Annotated in this window: 20 protein-coding genes; 3 read left to right on the top strand and 17 right to left on the bottom strand. The window is 54.4% G+C overall.

The genetic code is table 11. The features are described 5' to 3' along the window. Window positions 1-3 precede the first annotated feature (3 nt). Window positions 4-552, bottom strand: coding sequence for a YaeQ family protein (locus OC597_RS25445; RefSeq protein WP_099065025.1), 549 nt, complete (start codon window positions 550-552; stop codon window positions 4-6). Window positions 553-765: 213 nt separating this feature from the next. On the opposite strand from OC597_RS25445, the gene OC597_RS25440 reads away from it, so the two are divergent. Both OC597_RS25440 and rof read left to right on the top strand, forming a co-directional pair. Continuing rightward, the gene (locus tag OC597_RS25440; protein WP_012146467.1) at window positions 766-966 is read left to right on the top strand and encodes a YaeP family protein; all 201 of its coding nucleotides are present in this window, start codon (window positions 766-768) and stop codon (window positions 964-966) included. Then, entirely contained in the window at window positions 959-1,216 is a 258-nt protein-coding gene (gene rof, locus OC597_RS25435; protein ID WP_349289746.1) for a Rho-binding antiterminator, read from the top strand. The genes OC597_RS25440 and rof overlap by 8 nt, the downstream gene beginning before the upstream one ends. Before the next feature lie 86 nt (window positions 1,217-1,302). Here the strand turns inward: rof and OC597_RS25430 are convergent, their stop codons facing one another. The 8 genes from OC597_RS25430 to OC597_RS25395 form a co-directional block, all read right to left on the bottom strand. Continuing rightward, window positions 1,303-1,620 carry a c-type cytochrome gene (locus OC597_RS25430; protein ID WP_181575030.1) on the bottom strand — a complete coding sequence of 106 codons (318 nt, stop codon included), beginning with the start codon at window positions 1,618-1,620 and terminating at the stop codon, window positions 1,303-1,305. A gap of 17 nt (window positions 1,621-1,637) precedes the next feature. Beyond that, the gene (gene tilS / locus OC597_RS25425; protein ID WP_262211072.1) at window positions 1,638-2,948 is read right to left on the bottom strand and encodes a tRNA lysidine(34) synthetase TilS; all 1,311 of its coding nucleotides are present in this window, start codon (window positions 2,946-2,948) and stop codon (window positions 1,638-1,640) included. A 56-nt stretch (window positions 2,949-3,004) separates the two neighbouring features. Then, the gene (gene dtpD, locus OC597_RS25420; protein ID WP_099065022.1) at window positions 3,005-4,453 is read right to left on the bottom strand and encodes a dipeptide permease DtpD; all 1,449 of its coding nucleotides are present in this window, start codon (window positions 4,451-4,453) and stop codon (window positions 3,005-3,007) included. A 66-nt stretch (window positions 4,454-4,519) separates the two neighbouring features. Continuing rightward, complete coding sequence (gene cadA / locus OC597_RS25415) at window positions 4,520-6,661, bottom strand: lysine decarboxylase CadA (protein WP_262211071.1); 2,142 nt, start codon at window positions 6,659-6,661, stop codon at window positions 4,520-4,522. Window positions 6,662-6,752: 91 nt separating this feature from the next. Next, complete coding sequence (cadB, locus tag OC597_RS25410) at window positions 6,753-8,102, bottom strand: cadaverine/lysine antiporter (RefSeq protein WP_099065020.1); 1,350 nt, start codon at window positions 8,100-8,102, stop codon at window positions 6,753-6,755. Between the two features lie 359 nt (window positions 8,103-8,461). Further along, complete coding sequence (gene cadC / locus OC597_RS25405; protein ID WP_261258513.1) at window positions 8,462-10,018, bottom strand: lysine decarboxylation/transport transcriptional activator CadC; 1,557 nt, start codon at window positions 10,016-10,018, stop codon at window positions 8,462-8,464. Between the two features lie 88 nt (window positions 10,019-10,106). Continuing rightward, on the bottom strand, window positions 10,107-10,496 hold the full coding sequence (locus tag OC597_RS25400; protein ID WP_261258515.1) for a VOC family protein: 390 nt from the start codon (window positions 10,494-10,496) through the stop codon (window positions 10,107-10,109). 123 nt (window positions 10,497-10,619) lie between these two features. Beyond that, the gene (locus OC597_RS25395) at window positions 10,620-10,853 is read right to left on the bottom strand and encodes a glutaredoxin family protein (protein WP_262211070.1); all 234 of its coding nucleotides are present in this window, start codon (window positions 10,851-10,853) and stop codon (window positions 10,620-10,622) included. Between the two features lie 151 nt (window positions 10,854-11,004). Between OC597_RS25395 and OC597_RS25390 the strand changes: the two genes are divergently transcribed. Next, a complete protein-coding gene (locus OC597_RS25390) occupies window positions 11,005-11,550 on the top strand; it encodes a MarR family winged helix-turn-helix transcriptional regulator (RefSeq protein WP_085118514.1) in 546 nt (181 codons plus the stop codon). Here OC597_RS25390 and OC597_RS25385 read toward each other — a convergent pair. From OC597_RS25385 to lpxD, 8 genes are all read right to left on the bottom strand, one after another. Then, window positions 11,547-13,691, bottom strand: coding sequence for a lysine decarboxylase LdcC (locus OC597_RS25385; protein WP_262211069.1), 2,145 nt, complete (start codon window positions 13,689-13,691; stop codon window positions 11,547-11,549). The two genes, OC597_RS25390 and OC597_RS25385, sit on opposite strands and share 4 nt — an antisense overlap. Before the next feature lie 133 nt (window positions 13,692-13,824). Then, window positions 13,825-14,784 carry an acetyl-CoA carboxylase carboxyl transferase subunit alpha gene (accA, locus tag OC597_RS25380; protein WP_262211068.1) on the bottom strand — a complete coding sequence of 320 codons (960 nt, stop codon included), beginning with the start codon at window positions 14,782-14,784 and terminating at the stop codon, window positions 13,825-13,827. A 12-nt stretch (window positions 14,785-14,796) separates the two neighbouring features. Then, the gene (gene dnaE / locus OC597_RS25375; protein ID WP_261258525.1) at window positions 14,797-18,285 is read right to left on the bottom strand and encodes a DNA polymerase III subunit alpha; all 3,489 of its coding nucleotides are present in this window, start codon (window positions 18,283-18,285) and stop codon (window positions 14,797-14,799) included. 83 nt (window positions 18,286-18,368) lie between these two features. Next, window positions 18,369-18,962 carry a ribonuclease HII gene (gene rnhB / locus OC597_RS25370; RefSeq protein ID WP_262211067.1) on the bottom strand — a complete coding sequence of 198 codons (594 nt, stop codon included), beginning with the start codon at window positions 18,960-18,962 and terminating at the stop codon, window positions 18,369-18,371. Beyond that, window positions 18,959-20,107, bottom strand: a complete 1,149-nt coding sequence (gene lpxB, locus OC597_RS25365) for a lipid-A-disaccharide synthase (protein ID WP_261258527.1) — start codon at window positions 20,105-20,107, stop codon at window positions 18,959-18,961. The genes rnhB and lpxB overlap by 4 nt, the downstream gene beginning before the upstream one ends. Before the next feature lie 3 nt (window positions 20,108-20,110). Beyond that, window positions 20,111-20,899: an acyl-ACP--UDP-N-acetylglucosamine O-acyltransferase gene (gene lpxA / locus OC597_RS25360; protein WP_135317742.1), complete on the bottom strand. Its 789-nt coding sequence runs from the start codon at window positions 20,897-20,899 to the stop codon at window positions 20,111-20,113. Between the two features lie 3 nt (window positions 20,900-20,902). Then, entirely contained in the window at window positions 20,903-21,358 is a 456-nt protein-coding gene (gene fabZ / locus OC597_RS25355) for a 3-hydroxyacyl-ACP dehydratase FabZ (protein ID WP_017893789.1), read from the bottom strand. A 161-nt stretch (window positions 21,359-21,519) separates the two neighbouring features. Further along, window positions 21,520-22,542, bottom strand: coding sequence for a UDP-3-O-(3-hydroxymyristoyl)glucosamine N-acyltransferase (gene lpxD / locus OC597_RS25350; protein WP_085118523.1), 1,023 nt, complete (start codon window positions 22,540-22,542; stop codon window positions 21,520-21,522). Window positions 22,543-22,545: the final 3 nt, after the last annotated feature.

The raw sequence follows: 22,545 nt of genomic DNA, 5'->3' as shown, positions 1-22,545 counted from the left end.
CGGTCACACCTGTGCCTGTTGCCATTCGGCAAACTGGATTTCCAGACTATTCTGAGCGTCAGAAAGCCAGATAGTTCCCTCTTGCAGCGTGGCCTGCAGCGTCATATTGCGGCTAACCAGCGCCGCCAGCTTGCCTAATTGTTCATCATCCAAAAAACGGATGCTTAGGTTTTTGTGGTTTGCCACTTTGCTCTGCATCGATTGCCACCATACGTGGCCCGCACGTTCGCCGTAAGCGTACAGCACTACTCGCGGTGATTGGTTGCAGGCTTTCTTGATGCGTTTCTCATCCGGCAGGCCCATTTCGATCCACATTTCCAGCCCGTTATGATCGTTACGTCGCCAAATTTCCGGCTCATCATCGGCGCTCAGACCTTTGGTAAACACCAGTCGCTCATCGGCATGGCAGATCCAGGCCAGCAGACGCAGCATCATGCGCTGTTCAGTTTCAGAAGGATGTTGGGCCAAAGTGAGCGTGGCGTCGTGGTAGAAGTGACGATCCATATCAGCGATATTGACCGTGGCTTTATAAATAGTAGCTTTCAGCGCCATGGGTGACCTCATTATTATCAGGCGACAGTGTACTAGATTTGGCCCAACCGCGGCCAGCCCGGCCGGGCAAAGCCCGGTGCGAAAGCCGCGCTGAGGTGCTAATAACTCCACAATAGCTGTGCTATAGTCGTCTAGGATAGAGTTAAGCTCCGAGTGCCTGCGCCTCATCGCTATTGGGCTTCGATGACGCAGAGGTTCTTAAGGGAGGAAACTGTGCAACAATACTGTGAGTTAGTACGCCGTTTTTACGCCGAGATCGGCAGTGGTGATCTCGGCTACGTGCCTGATGCGTTAGCATGTGTATTAAAGGCATTGGACGAAGTTGCTGCGAATAGCACGCTACCGTCCTCCGTTAGGGAACAGGCGGCCTTTGCCGCCGCTAACTTATTGGTGAGCGACTATGTTGATGAATGATGAGTACCAATCCATCAATTGCGATGACTATGAAAGCCTGGAACTCGCCTGTCAGCATAACTACATTCTGAAGCTGGAGTTACGCGACGGAGAAAAACTCGAAGGCAAAGCCACCGAGCTGAAGTTTACCAAGGGCGTTGAGTACCTGATTATCGATCGGGCCGGCGACGCTCTCAGCTTGCGCCTGGATCACATCCTCAGTTTCAGTCATCCGGAAATCGGTACCGTGGTCGTCAGCCTGTCTGATTGATTTAGCGGTAACGCCATCCCAACAGGGCAGCCCAACGGCTGCCCTCGTCATTTATGGCTTCAGGCTGGTTTGGGTTTGAGACTGGCCTAGGGTTTGAGACTGGCATAGTAGGCCGCCAGATCGGCAATATCCTCATCAGACAGCGCGGAAACGTAGGCTTTCATTACTTCCGCCTGCCCACCATTGCGCTCGCCCTTCTTGTACGCCTGCAGCGCATGCTCCAGATACATGGCATTTTGCCCCGCCAGATTCGGGTACATGGGCATTGAAACCTTCCCTTCCGCCCCGTGGCACGCCATACAACTGGCGGATTTATCCTTGCCCGCTGCCGCATCGCCCGCCGCCATCGCCGGCAAACTGCACAGCCCCAACATCACCACCATTGCGCTCACAAATTTCATCATGCTTCCTCAGTCTATTATTATTTTTTACGCCAATGCAGCCGCCAGGGTTGCTGCCCTTCGGGCACTTGTCCGGCCTCGCTGACAAAAACACCCAGCGCAGCGATAAGCTGGTCATCATAATAGATCAACGGGATACGCTCACGCTGCCACGGAGGAATACCCAACTCCTGCCACAGTTTTTTAATCGGTCGCGAATGGGCGCGCCCAAGGATGCGGTGTTTACCCTGAGCGGTAAAACGAATACTGACTTTTTGCTGGGGTTGCGGCGCACACAGGCAAATCTCGCCCTCCCCACTGACCAGCTCACCCAATCCATCCGGCAGTGTCAGCGAGCTGGCCAATGACCAGTTTAGACAAATTTCACGCAGATCGGCCATCAGTGGCAGCAGAGACAGGCGTCGGCGGAAGCGGCGGAGCTGATATTGTCCCAGTTGCAATTGCGGTTCGGCATCATCGCGGCTAAGCGCCACTTCATCCCATAGCCGCTGCAACTGTTCGCGTGAGGGCATGGTAACGCCAAATAGCGCGATCCAACGGCGCAACAAAGCAAAACGTCGGGCCGGCGAGCACGTCTGCAGACCATCAATCGCCAACGTACGCTCTTCGTCGAGTAGCGAGTGCAGTTGTTCTGCCAGCAGCTCATCCAGTAATTGCTCCTGCTCGGCACACAGGCTGGCGCTACGCGCCGTCGCAGCGGCAAAGTGCGGCCAGCGCTGGTTCAGCAGCGGCAATATCTGCAGGCGCAAAAAATTGCGGTCGAAGCGCGAGTCCTGATTACTGTCGTCGTCAATCCAGCTGAGCTGATGCTGCTGCGCGTAGGCTTCCAACTGCTGGCGGGAGTGACCCAACAGTGGGCGCAGCAGGCTATTCTCCCCCAGCGACGTCTGTGCAGCCATTGCCGACAGGCCCGCCGGGCCGCTGCCACGTTTTAGTGCCAGCAGGAAGGTTTCACATTGGTCGTCAAGGTGTTGCGCGGTAAGCAAGGTTTCACCGGCCAGCAGCGTGGTAGCAAAAGCAGAATAACGTGCTGCCCGGGCTGCGGCTTCGATCCCCCCGTGCTGGCTATCAACCTGCACGTGCTGAACCACCAAGGGTAGCTGCCAGGCAGCGCATTGTTGCTGGCAGTGCGCTACCCATTGGTCGGCAAAAGCACTCAGGCCGTGGTGTACATGTACTGCGCGAAGCTGCAAGTCTGGCAATTGCTGGCGTAACCCCACCAGCAGGTGCAACAGCACGCTGGAATCCAGCCCGCCACTGAATGCCACCAGCAAGTGCCGATGTGCGCCCAATTGGCGGGCAAGCTGTGCAGATAATTGATTGCTATTCATTGATTAGGCTTAATAACGTCCAGATAGCTGCACGTTAACCCCCGTCATACTATCAATCAAGCATTAACCGCACGGATATGACGACCGGCCAGCAACCACCACATGGCCAACACTGCCACCACTGCCGCCGTGCATCCCAATGCCCACCAACCAATTTGTGCAAACAGGTGGACATAGGCCTGCGCCGTCGCTCCCGTAGCCGGATCTTCAGCGGTTTGACCGGCGATAATGCCGGCCAGGTAATTGGCTATCGAGCCGGTGGTCAGCATATAAATACCGGTCAGCACCCCGGTAGCGCCGGGGATATTCAGCCGGGTAATCTGCGCCATAGCGACTGGATCGATAAACAGTTCGGCAAGCCCCATCACCGACAGCCCGGCGATCATCAGGCTCATTGACCCTTGGCCATAACGGGCGTTAAGCGCCATCAGGGTAAAACCGACGCCAATCAGCAGCAAACCAAAGGCGAACTTTCCCCAAATGCGCAGGGTGCGACTGCCATTGCCGTTGCCCCGCACCAACCAGGCCAGCATCACACCGCCAAACATCACGGCAAAAGCGTTAACCGACTGGAACAATGCGGTCGGCACCGTCCAGGAAAACCATTGGCGGTCGACAAAGCGATCGATAAACAGACTGATCGAGCTGCCCCCCTGCTGGGCAAAGGCCCAAAACAAGGTGCCCAACAGCATCAACATCACTATCTGCCACAGCCCACGGCGTTGCACCGTGGTGGCCCGGGCCATAATGCGGATCACCATCACTACCGCGGCAGCGCACACCAGCATCAATAATTGGCCGGCCAGGTCGTAAATAAACAGCGCAGTGAAGAACAGCGGCGCCAATAACAACATGGCACTTAGCCATACCCAGTTCGGTACCCGCAGCGTGGTAACGCACATCTGCGCCCGATCTACGCCGCGCGTGTGGCTGAAATGACGGCTGCCGAACAGGAAGATCGTCAACCCGGCCAGCATGCCGATCCCCGCCAGCGCAAAGCCGACGTGCCAGCCGTAGCGTTCGGCCGCCAGCCCACAGGCGATAGGTGCCAGGATCGAGCCGACATTACCGGCGGCATACAGCAGTGAAAAGCCCCCTTCACGGCGCGTGTCCTGCGGTTGATACAACTCGCCCAGCAGGCAACTGATATTGGATTTAAACAGGCCGTAGCCACAGATGATGATCGACAGTGCCAGGTAGAGTGAATGCGTCGAGACGGCGCTCAGGCCGAGTACGATATGGCCCAGCGTCATCAGTACCGCGCCGGCAATGACCGCGACGCGGTTGCCCAGCAGGCGATCGGCAAGCAGGCCGCCGAGGATCGGTGTGACGTAGACCAGGGAAGCGTAGGCGCTATAGAGGCTAATGGCGCGGCTGTCGGAATAACCAAGTTGGTGGGTAAGATAGAGAATAAGTAACGCACGCATGCCGTAAAAGCTGAAATATTCCCAAATTTGTATTGCTACGACATAGTAGATTGCGCGCGGCTGTGAGGGTGTTTTCATTGTTTTCTCCCATCAGTCGGTGAACGACAAAAGGGGAAGCGCAAGCGCCTCCCCCTGTTATTTCACTTATTTATCGTTTTTCAACACCTTCACGGTGTAACATCCATCCGCCTGGCGATAAGCACCATGGATATCCGTTTCGAAGCCTGGATAATGCGCGCCGATTTCGCACAGCATTTGCAGGAATTCCAGCACCGGACGGCTTTCCTCGGTGAGCATTTCACCCGGCATGACCAAAGGAACACCCGGAGGATATGGCAGGATCATGTTGGCATTCACTTTGCCCACCATGTCTTCCAAATAAACCTCTTCCACTTCGCCGTGCAGCTCTTTCTGGAAGGCTTTGAACGGATTCATCACCATCGCCGGCAGCACTTCAAAAGCACGGTACATCAGGTCTGGCAGGTTATGGTGTTTCACCAGATTGTGAATGTTCTGGGCCAGTTCCTGGATGCGCATGTTCTCATAAAACTCTGGTGCTTCTTTGTACAGCGAAGGCAGCATGTTTTTCACCCGCAGGTTCAGATCGAACGAGCGTTTAAAGTCAGTCAGACCGCGCAGCAGGCTGAGAGCTTTGGTTTTGTCGATGCCGATGCTGAACAGGAACAACAGGTTATACGGGCCGGTTTTTTCAACAATGATGCCGTGCTCATCAAGGTATTTAGCAACCAGGCTGGCCGGGATACCGAACGACTCCATTTCGCCGTCTTTGCTCATCCCAGGAGTCAGCATGGTGACCTTGATTGGGTCAAGGTACATATGCTCGTTATCAATACCTTTGAAACCATGCCAGGCGCTATCGGAACGCAGTGGCCAACATTCCGCTTCATCAATGTGCTCTGGCTGCCAAACATCAAAGAACCAGCCTTCAGACTCGACGTTCAGACGTTTGATTTCTTTACGGAACTTAATAGCACGTTCAATCGAACCGTTAATCAGACGCTTACCGGCATTGCCTTTCATCATTGCCGCTGCGGTTTCGGTAGAGGCCACGATGCCGTAGTGCGGTGAAGTGGTGGTGTGCATCATGTAGGCTTCATTGAAGGTTTCTTCGTTGATGTCGCCTTTCACGTGGATCATCGAAGCCTGTGAGAACGCCGCCAGCAGTTTATGGGTGGATTGGGTTTCATAAATCACTTTCCCTTCCACGCGGCCACCGCTCATACCGCATTTGCCTTTATAAATCGGGTGGAAATTGGTGTAAGGCACCCAGGCAGAGTCAAAGTGGATGGATTTCACATCCAGCGTGCTCTTGATGAAATCGGTGTTATACAGCAGACCGTCGTAGGTCGAGTTGGTGATTACCGCGTGTACCGGCCAGGTCGCGTTCGGCGTCTCTTTCACGCGTTTAGCGATAGTGGTGCGAGCAAATTCGCTCTGTGGAATACCACCAAGGATGCCGTAAGCATTACGGGTCGGGCGGAAATAGATCGGCGTAATGTCGCTCATCATCATCAGATGGGTCAGCGATTTGTGGCAGTTACGGTCAATCAGCACGGTGCTGCCGGCGGGTGCGGAGTACATACCGACAATTTTGTTGGCGGTAGAAGTCCCGTTAGTCACCATATAGCTGCGTTCAGCGTTGAAGACGCGAGCAATATACTCTTCAGCTTCTTTGTGCGGGCCGGAGTGATCCAGCAGTGAACCCAGTTCGGAAACCGAAATAGAAACGTCGGATTTCATCGCGTTCGGGCCAAAGAAATCATAGAACAGGCTGCCGACCGGGCTTTTCTGGAAGGCGGTACCGCCCATATGACCCGGAGTACAGAAGGTGTATTTACCTTCACGCACGTATTTGAACAGCGCTTTGGTCAGCGGTGGCAGGATGGTGTCAACGTACTCATCGGTGTTTTGTTTGATCTTGTCGGCAATGTCGTTGGCCGCACCGAGCGCATATTCAAAGAAACGCACCTGCATACGCAGATCGTTCAGGCTGACGTCCAGCGTTGAATAGGTGTTGGCAAAGGCATACAGCGGCATGTACTCATTCAATTCGCTGATTTCTTGGCACAGCTCAAGGTTGTATTTATCCCAGTCAAAGATCACCCCGCACAGACGGGCATTATTCTCGATCAGTTTGAGCAGGTCTTCGCGATCGTTAGGGTAGACAATGCGGAAGTTCAGTTTTTCCAACGCGTTGTGCAGTTCGCGGATGGGCTCTTCTTTGAAGTAGACACCCATGTGGTTCATGATAGCAATAACGTTCATAATCATTTCTCCAGGTAATGCGAGCCCCTTGCCATCACGGATGACAATAGTTGTTGCAAGGGGCTGAATTAAGAAGTGGGTCAGTGCGTGCTTAGTGCGCTTTGGCCGTCGAGCTGTTGTCGATGGCTACAGCATTGGCTTTAGCTGTCTGACGGGTATTCATTTTGCGGGCGTAGAACATCAGGATGATCAGGCTGATGATGAAGGTGCCGGCCAGTTCGAACGATTCGGCCCCCATCAGTGCGATGAAGCAGAAACCACAACCCAGAACCGATGCCACCAGGCTCAACAGGTTACGGATGTTGACGCCTTCAAAGCGGATCAGGTCTACGCAAGAGTAGAAGTAAGGCAGCATGGTCAGCAGCACCGCAATACCGGTCAACATCCCGAAGAGATCGGAAGCTTTACCACCGCCGGAGCTCATGGCAGTAATCAGTACCATCAGCGCGGTCATTTTGCAGCTGGCCAACAGCAGGCCTTTTCTAGGAATGCCGTTCTTATCCAGTTCACCGTAAACTTTCGGGAAGTTACCGTCGTTGGCGGCACGGACCCCAGCCTGGCCAACCAGCATCATCCAAGAACCGAGTGAAGTCAGGCAGGCAAAGGCGGTAAAGGCAGAGACCAAAGGTGCGGCCCAGTTACCCATAATGGCAGAGGCACTGACGGCGAACGGTGCGCCGCTGGCAGCCATTTGGCTAGCCGGGAACATACCGCTCATCACCTGAGTGGCCGCAATGTAGATAATCCCGGCCAGCGCGGTACCCAGCATGGTTGCCAGCGGTACGGTGCGTTTCGGGTTTTTCACCATGCCGGTGCTCACGGCGGCAGACTCTACGCCGATGAACGCCCACAGGCACAGCAGAATACTTTTGATTACCGCATGGCTGTCGGTGGTACCAGAAGTGTTCCAGTTAGCGTGATAGGTTGCAGCGTCGAACCAATGCCAGCCGGCAGTCGCGGTCACAATCACCGGGATCAGCACCAACACCAGGCCGAGGGTGGTCAAACGGCTGACCCAGGTCCCGCCGAGCAGGTTAATAAAGGTGAACACCCACAAGATGGCGATACAGGCGATACCTGCCGGCACCGGATTGTTCAGCTCTGGGAAAAAGGTAGAGAGGTAAGAAACTGCGGTAATGCCGATGGCCAAATTACCGATCCAGTTAGCATGGTAATAAAGCACGCCGGTCTGGAAACCAAATGCCGGGGAAATTTCACCGGCGTAAGCAATAGGACCACCCTGCTGTGGGTTTTTGGTGGCCAGACGCGCATAAACATAAGCCAGCGACATAGCACCAATAATGGAGATTACCCATCCCCAGATAGCGATAGAACCGAGACTTGCCAGGTTCGCGGGTAATAAGGCAATGCCGCTCCCCATCATATTACCGGCAACGACACCGGTGCAGGCAATAAGCCCTATTTTCTTGGATGAAGCCATGGTCAGTTTCTCCTGATTTTGATTTCTTATAAGTCTTGGTCGTTATGCAATTTTGCTAATGACCGAACTTGATAGTCAGGATGCTAATCATCGGCGGGAATAAAGTCCTAAAGATAAAGTGATATTACGCTCATGATCATACAAATGATAAATTGAGGTTTTTCATTAACACATCAAGAGATAAATACGCGCTCAAGAAAAGATAAACTTCAATTAAAAACAATAAGATAAGCATGTTATCCACAATAACAAATGAGAATATAAGAGGATAATTCATCAACGCATGGGGTTATTTTATTTAACAAATAAAACACAACAAATAACACCGCCGAGCAATGATATCGCCCGGCGGTGTGGGTTTATTGAGTTTGTTTATCGGGGTTGTAGTTTTCGAGGTAGGGAACTACGGTGTTGACTGAGGTATGGAAGACGGCATTGCGGATCCAATGCAACGTATTCTCACCCGGGCGCAGATTAAACGCGGTGATATAGGAGTCTGCAGCCAAACGGTTATGACCCTGCATCTCATAAACCTTGCCGAGTAACACATAATTCATCCATGACATCTGCAGCTCGATACCCTTATTTATCGCCTGATAAGCCTCATCGGTTTTCCCCTCCCCCAGCGCCTGTATCGTACGGATTTGCTGAATAATCGGGCTGTCTTTTAATGCCGGCAGCGCATCCAGGCGGGTTATCTCCGTCTCCAGCTGCGTCAGTTGCACGCTGTCAAAAGGTTGATAAGAGTTACGCAGCAAGTCCGCCAGCGCTTTTTCCGCCGCAACATAAATAAAGTCTGGAGATTTTTTAGCCATTTCGCCCAACAGATTGCTGGCATGGGTCAGGGAATCGATATCCCCCTGGATCAGCAGCTGATGCGCCTGATAATACTGCTGCAGGGCCGGGCCGGAGTTGGGCAACAGCTGCATCAGGCGCTGCTGCAAGGGTGCCGGCCATGGCTGATTGAGTGCCACAGACAGACTGCTCAGGAAGTCCTCCTGAATTTTTAGCTGGTTATCCGTAGTCACAAAGTAACGTTTATCCAACATGATCGAGCTGTCCGCATTGTCCACCAGCCGTACCGACAGGAAACATTGCTGCGCGCGATAATGGCGCTGGTTGACGAACTCAATGGTCAGCGATTTACCCGAGCTGCTGGGCCCGGTGTAGTTATAGTTGGTCTGATCGTGCACCAGGAAGGTGGAATAGGTATTCAGCGAATCCGTCACCACTTCGCTCAGGCCGACGACATAGGAAAGTTGCGGCGTCCAGTTACTGCAACTGTTGCCTCCCTGAATGCGGATATCAATATCACGCGGGTTCATCAGCACCGGCATAGTGGATTCCGGAATACGCTGGGACAACGTTGCGATAGCAACAAACACCACACAAGCGCTCAACGCGGTCAGGAAAGCCAACCAGACCCAGAACGGAGATTGACGGTAAAAAGGCGCCTTCGGTTTTGCCGCGGGCATTTTTGCCACGCTGGGTTTTGGCGGTTGATAGTCTATGCCGTCGTCTTCACTGCCATCTTCCGGCTCATGAGTGATGACCGCCAGCCGTGGCGCCGCAGGCAGGGTCGCCTCTTCCCCTTCACACCACATCACCGGCGCAGCCAACTTATAACCACGCTTAGGCACGGTAATAATGTATTCCGGGCTGTTACTGTCCCCGTCTTTCAGGTATTTGCGCAGTTCGGAAATACTCTGGGTCACCACATGATTGGTGACGATGTTGCGCTTCCAAACGTTATCGATCAGCTCATCGCGACTCAACACCACATCCGGGTGTCGGGCGAAATATTGCAGCATATCGATTAAGCGGGGTTCCAACGCCAGTTGGCGCCCGTCACGGCTTATTTTGTTGTCTGCGGGAGTAACCAACCACTCACCAACGCGAAAAACAGGTTCTTGCATAGTGAAAATAACTCAAAAGGGGGTACGGCAAGCGCGGGATAATACCATATGAGGGCGTGGCCTGCGTCGATACGCCCCGATTAAGCATTCATACCTCATATAATTCTAGAGGTAGTCCATCAGGATCGCTGAAAAAAGTGAAGCGTGACTGGGTATAAGGATCGACACGCACCGGCTCACAAACCACCCCGGCAGTTTGCAAATGCTGAATGGCCTGCTCAATATCGTCGACGCTGAACGCCAGATGGCGCAGGCCACAGGCTTCCGGGCGGCTGACGCGGGCGGGCGGTGACGGGAATGAAAACAGTTCGATACTGTATTGACCGTTGAGCGCCAAATCCGCCTTCCAGGAATCACGCTCTTCACGATAGAACTCACCCTGCAGGGTGAAACCCAGAATATCGCAGTAAAAACGCTTACTGGCAGCATAATCTGAACCAATGATTGCGATGTGATGTACCTGACGTAGTGCCAACATGGTGCTGCCTCATTATCGGTTTGATGAGGCACGGTATCCGGCGACGCGGGCAACGTCAACGGCAAAAAGCCCCGCAGGATAAGACGGGACTGTCATTCAGGTCTCTGTAACGTAACGGACCGATCAGGCTTTAAGATCAGCCAATGCCGCACCGTAGTTGATGTGCAATACCTGCCCATCCACCACCAGTGCCGGCACGCTCTGTACCCCGGCTTTTTCTGCATCGGCGAGACGCGCCGGCTTTTCACCCAGATGCACCACCTCCACCTGCACATCCTGGCTCAACAGGTCCAACAACTGCTGCTCTGCGCTGACGCAAACCGGGCAACCGGCGTGATAGAAAACGGCCTTAGTCATGATAATTCTCCTTGGTTATGACTGTTGCGGGCGAAATATGCCCACCCACTTAGTTTCGATTCGAAACCAAATGCACAATAAATCCTCCCTCCTGACTTGTCAATATAGTTTTTAATCGATACTATTTTAACGGCCTAATGAGGAGGATATATTGAGACTGTTTGATTTACTGGAGCGACTGAATAGCCTGCAACGCAGCTGGCTGCGCAACCATGAAGAACTGGATAGCCTGCCACCGGTGCAATTGAGTGCGTTGTATTATCTGGCACGCTGCAACCATTACTCCAACACGCCGATGGCAGTGGCGGAATATCTCGGCCTGACCAAGGGCACGGTATCGCAATCGCTAAAAAAGCTGGAAAGTAATGGGATGATCGCCCGTACTGCGGATGAGAAGGACCGCCGTAGCGTCAGGTTAAAGCTGACCGACAAGTCACGTGCATTGATGGATGCTCTGTTCCCACCGGCCTACTTACAAAATGCGCAGGATGCCATGCAGCAGGACGGTGGGCAGTTGCTGGAACTGTTGACGCAGTTACTGCGCCAGTTGCAAAAGCAGGATGATAACGTGGCGTTATTCGGCGAATGCCATCGTTGCCGTTATCACCAGCGGCAGGACGGCCAACCATTTTGTGGGCTGACGCAGGAACCGCTGCCATCAAGCAGCGTGAACCTGATTTGCCGGGAGTTTGCTTAAGCTAGCGGCGCTTTCAGCACCTTCACCAGATAACGTCCGTCCTCGGTCAGTTTCGCACCATGAATATCGGTTTCAAAGCCCGGATAGCGTTCGCCGATCGAGCACAGCATCAGCAGGAAATCGAGTACTGCACGGCTCTCTTTGGTGATCATCTCGCCGGGCATCACCAAAGGTACCCCCGGCGGATAAGGCAGGATCATATTGGCAGCCACCTTGCCAACCAACTGATCCAGTTCGCAGGTTTCTACGTTGCCACGCACCTGTTGCTGGAACATCTGATGCGGCGTCAGCTTCATTTCAGGCAGCACGTCAAACGCCCGTTGCATCAGGCCTGGCAGATCGTGCCGGCGGATTAAACTGTGGATCCCAGCAGCTAAATCCTGGATGCGCATATTGCGGTAGAAATCCGGATCTTCCGCAAACAGATCCGGCAGCATGTTCTTCACCCGCAGGTTGAGATCGTAAGCGCGTTTGAAATCGGTCAGACCACGCAGCAGGCTCATCGCCTTGGTTTTATCAATACCGATGCTGAACAGGAACAGCAGGTTATAAGGCCCGGTTTTTTCTACCACGATACCGCGCTCATCCAGGTACTTCGCCACCAGCGCCGCCGGTATCCCGCTCTCTTCCAGCATGCCCAACTCATTCATGCCCGGCGTCAGGATGGTGACCTTGATTGGATCGAGATACATGTGGTCGCGGTCGGTATTGCCGAAACCGTGCCAGTTATCATCCGGGTTCAGTGGCCAGCACTGCGCCTCGTCGATCTCCTCCGGCTGCCAGATGTCGAAGAACCAGCTATCGCTCTCCCCTCGCAACCGCTGTACCTCGCGGCGGAAATGCAATGCACGCTCCACCGAGCGATTAATCAAACGCCGCCCCGGATTACCACGCAGCATCGCCGCCGCGGTTTCCATCGAGGCCACAATGCCGTAATTCGGCGAAGTGGTGGTGTGCATCATATAGGCTTCATTAAAGGTGCTTTCGTCATAGTCACCCTTAATGTGGATCATCGAGGCCTGCGAAAACGCTGCCAGCAATTTGTGCGTAGACTGGGTTTCGTAGATCACCTTGCCGGGCGTGCGCTCACCGCTCATGCCACTCTTGCCGTCGTAAATCGGATGGAAGTTGGTGTAGGGCACCCAGGCTGAGTCAAAGTGGATCGAGGGCACATCCAGCGTCTGTTTGATGTAATCGGTGTTATACAGTAAACCGTCATAGGTAGAATTGGTGATCACCGCATGTACCGGCCAACTGGCATTAGCCGTCGCCGCGACCCGGCCGGCAATGCTCTCATGGGTAAATTCATGCTGTGGGATGCCACCGAGAATGCCATAGGCGTTACGCAGTGGGCGCAGGTAGATCGGGACTATATCGCTCATCATCAGCAAATGGCATAAGGATTTATGGCAGTTGCGATCAATCAATACCGTGCTGCCGGTCGGTGCCGAATACATGCCGACAATTTTGTTGGCGGTGGAGGTGCCGTTGGTCACCAGATAACTCTGTTCTGCGTTAAAGGTACGCGCAATATACTCTTCGGCCTCCAGATGCGGACCGGTGTGATCCAGCAATGACCCCAGTTCGGTGACCGAAATCGAAACGTCGGCTTTGAGAGTATTGGCACCGAAAAAGTCGTAGAACAAACAGCCAACCGGACTTTTCTGAAAGGCGGTACCGGCCATGTGCCCTGGGGTACAGAAGGTGTATTTCCCCTCACGCACGTAGTTAAACAGCGCCTTGGTCAAAGGCGGCGTAATAGTATCGATATATTCGTCAGTGTATTGCTGGATGCGCTGGGCAATATCATCCGCCGCATTCAGAGCGTACTCGAAGAAATACAGCGCCATCCGCATTTCATGCAGGCTGACGTCAAAGGTGGAGTGGGTGTTGATAAAGGCATACAACGGCAGATATTCATTCAGCTCATTGATGTCGCTGCACAATTCCAGGCTGTAATCGTCCCAGTCAAAAATCACTCCGCAAATGCGCGCGTTGGCCTCGATCAGCTTTAACAGGTCACCGCTGTTTTTCGGATACACCAGTTGGAAATCCATTGCAGTCAGTGCGGTGTGAAGCTCGCGGATCGGCTCGTCTTTATAATAAACGCCCGCTGGGCTCATGATCGCGATGATATTCAACGGCTGCTCCTGTCAGTTAACCAGCAATCGTCTATAACAACATGAAAACCCCGGACTGTGTACCCCAAAACCCCCTTTTCATCGGCCAAAAAAAAACCGCCCGGAGGCGGTTTCTTGCAACACATGATAAAACTCAGCAGTAGCCGTAGTTCATCAGGCGTTGGTAACGACGGTTGCGCAACTCTTCGTTGTTCAGACCGTCGAGATCTTTCAGATCAGCCAACAGCTGCGCTTTCAGCGAGGCTGCCATCGCCGGCACGTCACGGTGAGCAGAGCCCAAAGGCTCCGGGATCACCGAGTCGATCAGCTTCAGTTCTTTCAGCCGCGGTGCGGTAATGCCCATCGCTTCTGCAGCCAGAGGAGCCTTGTCGGCACTCTTCCACAGAATGGAGGCACAGCCTTCCGGTGAGATCACCGAGTAGGTGCTGTACTGCAGCATATTCACTTTGTCGCCAACGCCGATAGCCAATGCGCCGCCAGAACCGCCTTCGCCGATCACGGTGCAGATCACCGGGATATTCAGGCGAGACATTTCACGCAGGTTATGGGCAATCGCTTCTGACTGGCCGCGTTCTTCCGCGCCCACACCCGGGTACGCCCCTGGAGTGTCGATGAAAGTGATCAACGGCAGTTTGAAGCGAGAAGCCATTTCCATCAGGCGCAACGCTTTGCGATAGCCTTCCGGTGCTGGCATGCCGAAGTTACGGCGGATTTTCTCTTTGGTTTCGCGGCCTTTCTGATGACCGATGATCATCACCGGGCGACCATCCAGACGAGCAATACCACCGACAATCGCTTTGTCATCGGCATAAGCGCGATCGCCTGCCAATTCTTCGAAGTCGGTGAAGATGTGTTTGATATAATCCAGGGTATAAGGACGGCGTGGGTGGCGTGCCAATTGGGCAACTTGCCAAGCCCCAAGATCGGAAAAAATCTTGCGCGTCAGCTCAACGCTCTTTTCACGAAGGCGCTTAACCTCTTCGTCCAGATTAATATCTAATTTTTCGTCTTGACGGCTGACTGCAGTCAGCGAGTCAATTTTCGCTTCCAGCTCTGCAATCGGCTGTTCAAAATCAAGAAAATTCAGACTCATAGCATTCCTATTTTAGTCAAATTCCAGTTCCACCTGCTCATTACCTACCAAAGTCCGCAAATCTATCAATAAGCGGTCGGTGGGCGTCACGCGCCAGGTTGCGCCAAAACGCAGCTTGGCCCGCGCATCTTCCCGTTGATAGTAAAGATGCACTGGAATCGTCCCCGAGCGATGGGGTTCCAAAGACTGACGGAGACGGTTCAAAAGCTGGTCATCAATTTGCCTGTCCGTCAGCGAGATAGCAAGTCCGCGAGCGTATTTTTCACGAGCTTCACTGATGTCCATTAGCTCGCGGGCAGTCATTTTAAGCCCGCCGCTAAAGTCATCAAAGCTGACCTGTCCACTGGCGATCAGGATACGGTCTTTTTCCAATAAATGCTGGTATTTTTCTAACGCATCGGTGAATAACATCACTTCCAGACGGCCTGAACGGTCATCCAGCGTACAAATTCCGATGCGATTACCGCGCTTGGTGACCATAACCCGTGAGGCGATCACCAGCCCAACGGCGGTCGTCATCTTGCCCCGATCCGTCGGGTGCATATCTTTCAAACGCTGGCCACCGGCATAGCGTTCGATTTCCTTCAGGTACTGGGTGATCGGGTGGCCGGTGAGGTACAACCCCAGAGTTTCCCGTTCACCGTCCAGCACCACCTGCTCCTGCCAGAGGGGCACGTTGGCGTAGGATTGCTCCACCTGCTCTGGCGCTTCCGCCAGTACGCCAAACATGTCCACCTGGCCAATCGCTTCGGCTTTGGCATGCTGATCGGCCGCTTTCAGGGCGTCGCCCAATGAATTCATCAGTGCGGCACGGTGCGGCCCAAGGCGGTCGAATGCCCCGGACATGATCAGTTTTTCCAGAATACGGCGGTTCAGTTTTTTGATATCAGAGCGTGCACAGAGATCAAACAGGTCTTTGAAATAGCCCTGCTCGCCACTGTTACGCGCTTCAAGAATAGCTTCAATCGGCCCTTCCCCGACGCCTTTGATTGCGCCGATGCCGTAAACGATCTCACCTTCGTCGTTAACATGGAAATGATACTGGCCGCTGTTGATGTCCGGCGGCAGGATTTTCAGGCCCATACGCCAGCATTCATCCACCAGCCCCACCACCTTATCGGTGTTGTCCATATCGGCGGTCATTACCGCCGCCATAAACTCGGCCGGATAGTGCGCCTTCAGCCACAACGTCTGGTATGACACCAGCGCATAGGCGGCGGAGTGCGACTTGTTGAAGCCGTAACCGGCGAATTTCTCCACCAGGTCAAAGATTTTTACCGACAGTTCGCCGTCGATGCCGCGTGATTTTGCCCCGTCCTCGAAACCGCCGCGCTGCTTGGCCATCTCAACCGGGTTCTTTTTACCCATCGCACGACGCAACATGTCCGCGCCGCCCAGCGAATAACCGGCCAGTACCTGGGCAATCTGCATCACCTGTTCCTGATACAGGATGATGCCGTAGGTAGGCTCCAGCACCGGTTTAAGCGACTCATGCTGCCACTGAATATCCGGATAGGAAATCTCTTCACGTCCGTGTTTACGGTCAATAAAGTTATCTACCATGCCTGACTGCAGCGGCCCTGGGCGGAACAACGCCACCAGTGCGATCATATCTTCGAAACAGTCGGGCTTCAGGCGTTTGATCAGGTCTTTCATGCCGCGTGATTCGAGCTGGAAGACCGCCGTGGTCTCCGAACGCTGCAGCATGTCGAAGCTTTTCTTGTCCTCGAGCGGAATGGCGGCGATATCGATCGGTTCCAGCCCGGTTTTCGCACGGCGGGCGTTGATCATCGCCAACGCCCAGTCGATGATGGTCAGGGTTCGCAGACCCAGGAAGTCAAACTTCACCAACCCGGCGTATTCCACATCGTTCTTGTCAAACTGGGTTACCGGATGCTGGCCTTCAGCGTCGCAATACAGCGGGGCAAAGTCAGTGATTTTGGTCGGTGCGATCACCACACCACCGGCGTGCTTACCGGCGTTACGCGTCACCCCTTCCAGCTTGCGCGCCATGTCGATCAGCGCTTTGACTTCCTCATCGGCCTCGTAGATCTCCGGCAGTTGCGGCTCGGCAGCAAAGGCTTTTTCCAGCGTCATGCCCGGATCGGGCGGCACCAGCTTGGAGATGCGATCAACGAAGCCATACGGGTGACCCAGTACACGGCCCACGTCGCGAATAACCGCTTTCGCCGCCATGGTACCGAAGGTAATGATCTGCGATACCGCCTCACGGCCGTACATCTCCGCGACGTGCTCAATCACCAGATCGCGTTTTTCCATGCAGAAGTCGACGTCGAAGTCAGGCATCGAAACACGTTCCGGGTTAAGGAAACGTTCGAACAGCAGGTCAAATTCCAGCGGGTCAAGATCGGTGATTTTCAGCGCATAGGCCACCAGTGAACCGGCACCAGACCCACGACCCGGCCCTACCGGCACGTCGTTGTCCTTCGACCACTGGATGAACTCCATCACGATCAGGAAGTAGCCCGGGAAGCCCATCTGGTTGATCACTTTCAGCTCAATATCCAGACGTTCGTCGTATTCAGGGCGGCGCTCAGCGCGCACCTGCGGATCCGGGAACAGGAACTCCAGACGATCCTCCAGCCCTTCCTTCGACTTAAGGACCAGGAAATCCTCGGTGGTCATCTCACCGGTTGGGAACTGCGGCAGGAAGTACTCGCCAAGGCGGATCGTCACGTTACAACGTTTGGCGATCTCTACGCTGTTGAGTAACGCCTCCGGGATGTCGGCAAACAGCTCGCACATCTCGTCTTCGTTACGCATGTATTGTTGCGGAGTATAGTTACGCGGACGCTTGGGGTCGTCTAACGTGAAGCCGTCGTGGATGGCTACGCGGATCTCATGGGCATCGAAGTCATCCGCTACCAGAAAACGCACATCGTTAGTGGCCACCACCGGCAGCCCACGTTCCGTCGCCAGCGCCACCGCAGCATGCAGGTAGTTTTCTTCGTCCGGCCGACCAGTGCGGATCAGTTCGAGATAATAACTGTCGGGGAAGTACTGCTGGTAGAACTCCAGGCACTGCTCCACCTGAGGCTGGTTGCCGCGCAGCAGAAACTTGCCGACGTCGCCCAGACGGGCACCAGAGAGCAGAATGAGCCCTTCACGGTGTTCAATCAGCCAGTCACGGTCGATGATCGGACCGGCGGCGCCGTAACCACGCTGATAGGCGCGCGAAATCAGCAACGTCAGGTTTTGGTAACCTTCATTATTGGCGGCCAGTACGGTGAGCTGTGCCAGCTCATCGCCCAGCACTTCGCTTTGCACATGAAAATCTGCGCCGATGATCGGTTTGATCCCGGCGCCGTGCGCGCTGCCATAGAACTTCACCAGACCACACAGGTTGGTAAAGTCGGTAATTGCCAAAGCAGGCATGGCTAACGCGGCGGCTCTTTTCACCAACGGTCCGATCTTGGCTAATCCATCAATCATGGAGTAGTCACTATGAACGCGCAGGTGAATAAAACGAGGTTCGGCCATATCCAGATACCTGAATCTAGGGGCTCAGCGAACTGAACCCGGGTTAACTCTATCGCGTGCCTGGCCCGGATAAGGCCGGCAGATTACAGCGCCAGCACCCTTCTGACCGGGGCAAAGCTGCGGCGATGATGTTCGGTCGCACCCAGCGCGGCCAGCCGCTCCAGATGGAAAGCGGTTGGGTAGCCTTTATGCTGCGCAAAACCGTAGTCCGGGAATTCCCGATCCAGCTCGGTCATTTCGCGGTCACGCGTTACCTTCGCCAGAATGGACGCGGCGCTGATTTCCGCCACGCGGCTATCGCCTTTCACCACCGCCTGCGAACGCATCGGCAATTTCGGGCAGCGGTTACCGTCAATCAATACCATGTCCGGCGCGATATGCAATCCAGCAACTGCACGCTGCATCGCCAACATAGTGGCATGCAGAATGTTCAGTTGGTCAATCTCGTCCGGCTCGGCGCGTCCCAAACTCCAGGACAGGGCCTTCTCGACAATTTCGTCATACAGCGCCAGGCGGCGTTTTTCGCTGAGTTTTTTCGAATCCGCCAGCCCTACGATTGGCAGCGCAGGATCTAGGATCACCGCAGCGGTCACAACCGCGCCCACCAAAGGGCCACGGCCAACTTCGTCCACGCCGGCAATCAGCTTGGCGACAGGATAGATGAAAGGTTCAATCATGCTTTTGCCAGCTCCAACACAGCCTGAGCGGCCTGTTCATCGGCACCACAACGGATGCTTTGGTGCAAATTAAGGAAAGTCTGTTTCAGTTCGTCAGTTTGCGGACTAGCTTCCAGCAGCGGCATGACCGACGCCGCCAACTTGTCCGGCACGCAATCGTGCTGCAACAGTTCGGTGACGATTTCACGACCGGCCAGCAGGTTTGGCAGTGAGACATAAGGCGTTTTCACCAACCGTTGCGCTATCCAGAAGGTGAACGGCTTCATGCGGTAACCCACTACCATCGGGCACTTGGCCAGCATGCACTCCAGCGCGGCAGTGCCGGAGGCCAGCAATGCGGCGTCGCTGGCGATCATCGCCTCGCGCCCCTGACCGTTGAGCAAGTGAACCCTTAACTCTGGCGCCACTTCAGCCTTGATGCGTTCGAACTGTTCGCGTCGCTTGGCGTTAACCAGCGGCACCACCAGTTCCAGTTCCGGATAGCGGGTACGCAGCAGCTGGGCCGTTTTCAGGAAATCGGCGCTTAGCATTTCGACTTCCGCACCGCGGCTGCCCGGCAACAGGGCCAGACAACGTGCATCCGGGGCGATGCCCAGCGTGGCGCGCGCAGCCAGTTTATCCGGTTGCAGCGGCATGGCGTCGGCCATGGTGTGGCCGATAAACCGACAGGGAACGTTGAAACGATCGTAAAACGCTTTTTCGAAAGGGAGAAACGCCAGCACCAGATCGGTGGCTTTGCCTATTTTGAAAACGCGCTTTTGACGCCAGGCCCAAACGGACGGGCTGACATAGTGAATAGTGCGGATGCCGCGCTGTTTCAGGCGACCCTCCAGGGTGATATTGAAGTCCGGCGCGTCGATACCCACAAACACGTCCGGCTTCAGTTCGCTGAACCGGCGGGTCAGATCCTTGCGGATCTTTAACAGGCGTGGCAGGCGCTCAAGCACCTCGACCACGCCCATTACCGCCAGTTCTTCCATTTCGTACCAGGTTTCGCAGCCTTCAGCCTGCATCAGCGGGCCGGCGACGCCAACAAAACGCGCGTCGGGGATCTGCGCCTTGAGCGCGCGGATTAAACCGGCGCCAAGAATATCACCGGAAGTTTCTCCGGCGACCAATCCGATGGTCAATGGGCGATTTTGCATAGGTCAGCGAATAATACCGCGGGTGGAACGACCAAAGAAATCAAGGAACTGCTGCACCACCGGCTGTTCTTTCGCCAGGGTTTCGATTTCTGTTTTCGCTTCATCCAGCGTTTTCTCGCTGCGATAAAGAATTTTGTAGGCGTTACGAATGGCCTGCATTTCATCTTTATCAAAACCACGACGCTTCAGGCCAACGGCGTTAACACCGAATGGCGTGGCGTGGTTACCCTGCGCGATGACAAAAGGAGGCACGTCTTGGGCAACACCGGAACAACCGCCCACCATCACGTGAGTACCGATAATGCAGAACTGATGGATAGCCGTCATACCACCGATAATGGCATGATCATCAATTTCCACATGGCCGGCCAGCGTGGCGTTGTTTGCCAAAATACAGGAGTTACCCACCACACAGTCGTGCGCAACATGCACGTTGACCATCAGCAGGTTATCATTACCTACTTTGGTCAAACCGGTGCCCTGCGCTGTGCCGCGATGAATGGTGACGCTTTCGCGGATGCGATTGCGATCGCCAATCTCGACACGCGTCGGTTCACCCGCGTATTTCAGATCCTGATTCACTTCACCAATAGAGGCGAACTGATAGATCTGATTGTCGCGGCCGATTTTGGTCAAGCCATTCACCACAATGTGAGACTTCAGTACCGTGCCTTCGCCGATTTCCACCTGGGAGCCGACGTAGCAGAAGGGACCGATGTGCGCGCCAGCGCCGATAACGGCGCCTTCTTCAATAATCGCGCTAGGATGGATAAAGGCGGTTTTGTCGATCACGGATTAAGCCTCCCGGCTGCGCGCGCACATCATGGTTGCTTCGCAGACAATTTTGCCGTCGACGGTTGCCACGCCTTTAAAGCGCGTCAGACCACGACGAGTTTTCTCAAAGGTGACTTCCATGATCATTTGATCACCAGGCACGACCGGACGTTTGAAGCGGGCTTCGTCGATACCGGCAAAGTAATACAACTCGCCCGGTTCCAGTTTGCCGACGCTTTTAAACGCCAGAATACCGGTGGCTTGAGCCATGGCTTCCAGAATCAATACGCCTGGGAAAATCGGCTTACCAGGGAAGTGTCCCTGGAAAAACGGCTCATTTACGGATACGTTCTTCACCGCACGCAGGAATTTGTGCTCCTCAAACTCGAGGACGCGATCGACCAGCAAGAACGGGTAACGGTGAGGAAGCAACTCTAAAATTTCTGCAATATCCAGAGTATGAGTGTCAGTAGTCAAAATACTCTTCCTGTCTCTAAAAACTGATGGCATCAACAACACGGCCTGCGCTGCCCCCAATAAGGAGGAAGTCATGCAGGCCGCAAATTAACAACTCTTTGCGCTTTTGGTCTCATGACCAACGCGTTTCGTTTTGTACCCAGCGAGGCGGGCGGTAGTGATTAGTCTTTTCCGACTTTTCGTTCGACAGCTTTTAAGCGCTTGCTAATCTCATCGATATTCATCACCAACGCAGCGGTTTTACGCCAAACTTTGTTGGGTTGTAACGGAATGCCCGAAGAGTATACCCCAGGTTCGGTGATTGGTCGCATAACCATTCCCATTCCGGTGACAACAACTTTGTCGGCGATCTCCATGTGACCGTTGATCACGCTGGCTCCGCCGATCTGGCAATAGCGGCCAATCTTCAGGCTACCCGCCATGATCACACCGCCGGCAACGGCAGTATTGTCGCCAATCACCACGTTATGTGCAATCTGACATTGGTTGTCGATGATAACACCATTCCCGATCTGGGTGTTATCCAACGCGCCACGGTCAATGGTGGTGCAAGCGCCAATCTCGACGCGATCGCCGATGATTACCGTGCCCAGCTGAGGGATTTTAATCCACTCGCCACGTTCGTTAGCATAGCCGAAACCATCAGCACCAATCACAGTACCTGATTGGATCAGGCAGCGCTGACCGATCTCGACTTCATGATAAATAGTTACGTTTGCCCACAGACGCGTACCCGCGCCAATGCGTGCCAGTTTGCCGATAAAGCAGCCAGGACCGATAACCACGTTATCGCCCAGAACGGCGCCAGACTCGATCACCGCATTAGCACCAATGGCCACATTTTGTCCCAGAGTGGCTGCAGGTGAGATAACCGCGCTTGGGGCGATATCCTGAGCCGGAGACGGCGTGGTGTCCATCAGTTGCGCCATGCGCGCGTAAGTCAGGTAAGGGTTTTTAACCACCAGCGCCGCAGAACGACAGTGTGGTAAATCCGCCTCGGTAAGCACTACTGCGCTTGCCAGGCAGGAGGACAGCTGCTCTTGATAGCGGCTGTTTGACAAAAACGTGATTTGGCCAGCCTGTGCCGAATGCATTGAAGCAATGCCGGTGATGACGAGATCGCCATCACCGTGCAATTGTGCATCCAACTGCTGCGCTAGATCAGCCAGTCGAATTGAAGGCATGTG

Origin of the sequence: Serratia proteamaculans (assembly GCF_946227095.1) — a bacterium.
Taxonomy (GTDB): domain Bacteria; phylum Pseudomonadota; class Gammaproteobacteria; order Enterobacterales; family Enterobacteriaceae; genus Serratia; species Serratia proteamaculans_E.
This window is presented reverse-complemented; position numbering and strand designations above follow the sequence as displayed.

Excerpts from the sequence above, each read along its gene's own strand:
- dnaE (WP_261258525.1), bottom strand. The coding sequence starts at position 18,285 with ATGGCCGAACCTCGTTTTATTCACCTGCGCGTTCATAGTGACTACTCC.
- OC597_RS25395 (WP_262211070.1), bottom strand. The coding sequence starts at position 10,853 with ATGACTAAGGCCGTTTTCTATCACGCCGGTTGCCCGGTTTGCGTCAGC.
- cadC (WP_261258513.1), bottom strand. The coding sequence starts at position 10,018 with ATGCAAGAACCTGTTTTTCGCGTTGGTGAGTGGTTGGTTACTCCCGCA.
- rnhB (WP_262211067.1), bottom strand. The coding sequence starts at position 18,962 with ATGATTGAACCTTTCATCTATCCTGTCGCCAAGCTGATTGCCGGCGTG.
- OC597_RS25430 (WP_181575030.1), bottom strand. The coding sequence starts at position 1,620 with ATGATGAAATTTGTGAGCGCAATGGTGGTGATGTTGGGGCTGTGCAGT.
- cadB (WP_099065020.1), bottom strand. The coding sequence starts at position 8,102 with ATGGCTTCATCCAAGAAAATAGGGCTTATTGCCTGCACCGGTGTCGTT.
- tilS (WP_262211072.1), bottom strand. The coding sequence starts at position 2,948 with ATGAATAGCAATCAATTATCTGCACAGCTTGCCCGCCAATTGGGCGCA.
- accA (WP_262211068.1), bottom strand. The coding sequence starts at position 14,784 with ATGAGTCTGAATTTTCTTGATTTTGAACAGCCGATTGCAGAGCTGGAA.
- dtpD (WP_099065022.1), bottom strand. The coding sequence starts at position 4,453 with ATGAAAACACCCTCACAGCCGCGCGCAATCTACTATGTCGTAGCAATA.
- OC597_RS25445 (WP_099065025.1), bottom strand. The coding sequence starts at position 552 with ATGGCGCTGAAAGCTACTATTTATAAAGCCACGGTCAATATCGCTGAT.
- rof (WP_349289746.1), top strand. The coding sequence starts at position 959 with ATGAATGATGAGTACCAATCCATCAATTGCGATGACTATGAAAGCCTG.
- OC597_RS25400 (WP_261258515.1), bottom strand. The coding sequence starts at position 10,496 with ATGTTGGCACTACGTCAGGTACATCACATCGCAATCATTGGTTCAGAT.
- lpxB (WP_261258527.1), bottom strand. The coding sequence starts at position 20,107 with ATGCAAAATCGCCCATTGACCATCGGATTGGTCGCCGGAGAAACTTCC.
- lpxD (WP_085118523.1), bottom strand. The coding sequence starts at position 22,542 with ATGCCTTCAATTCGACTGGCTGATCTAGCGCAGCAGTTGGATGCACAA.
- cadA (WP_262211071.1), bottom strand. The coding sequence starts at position 6,661 with ATGAACGTTATTGCTATCATGAACCACATGGGTGTCTACTTCAAAGAA.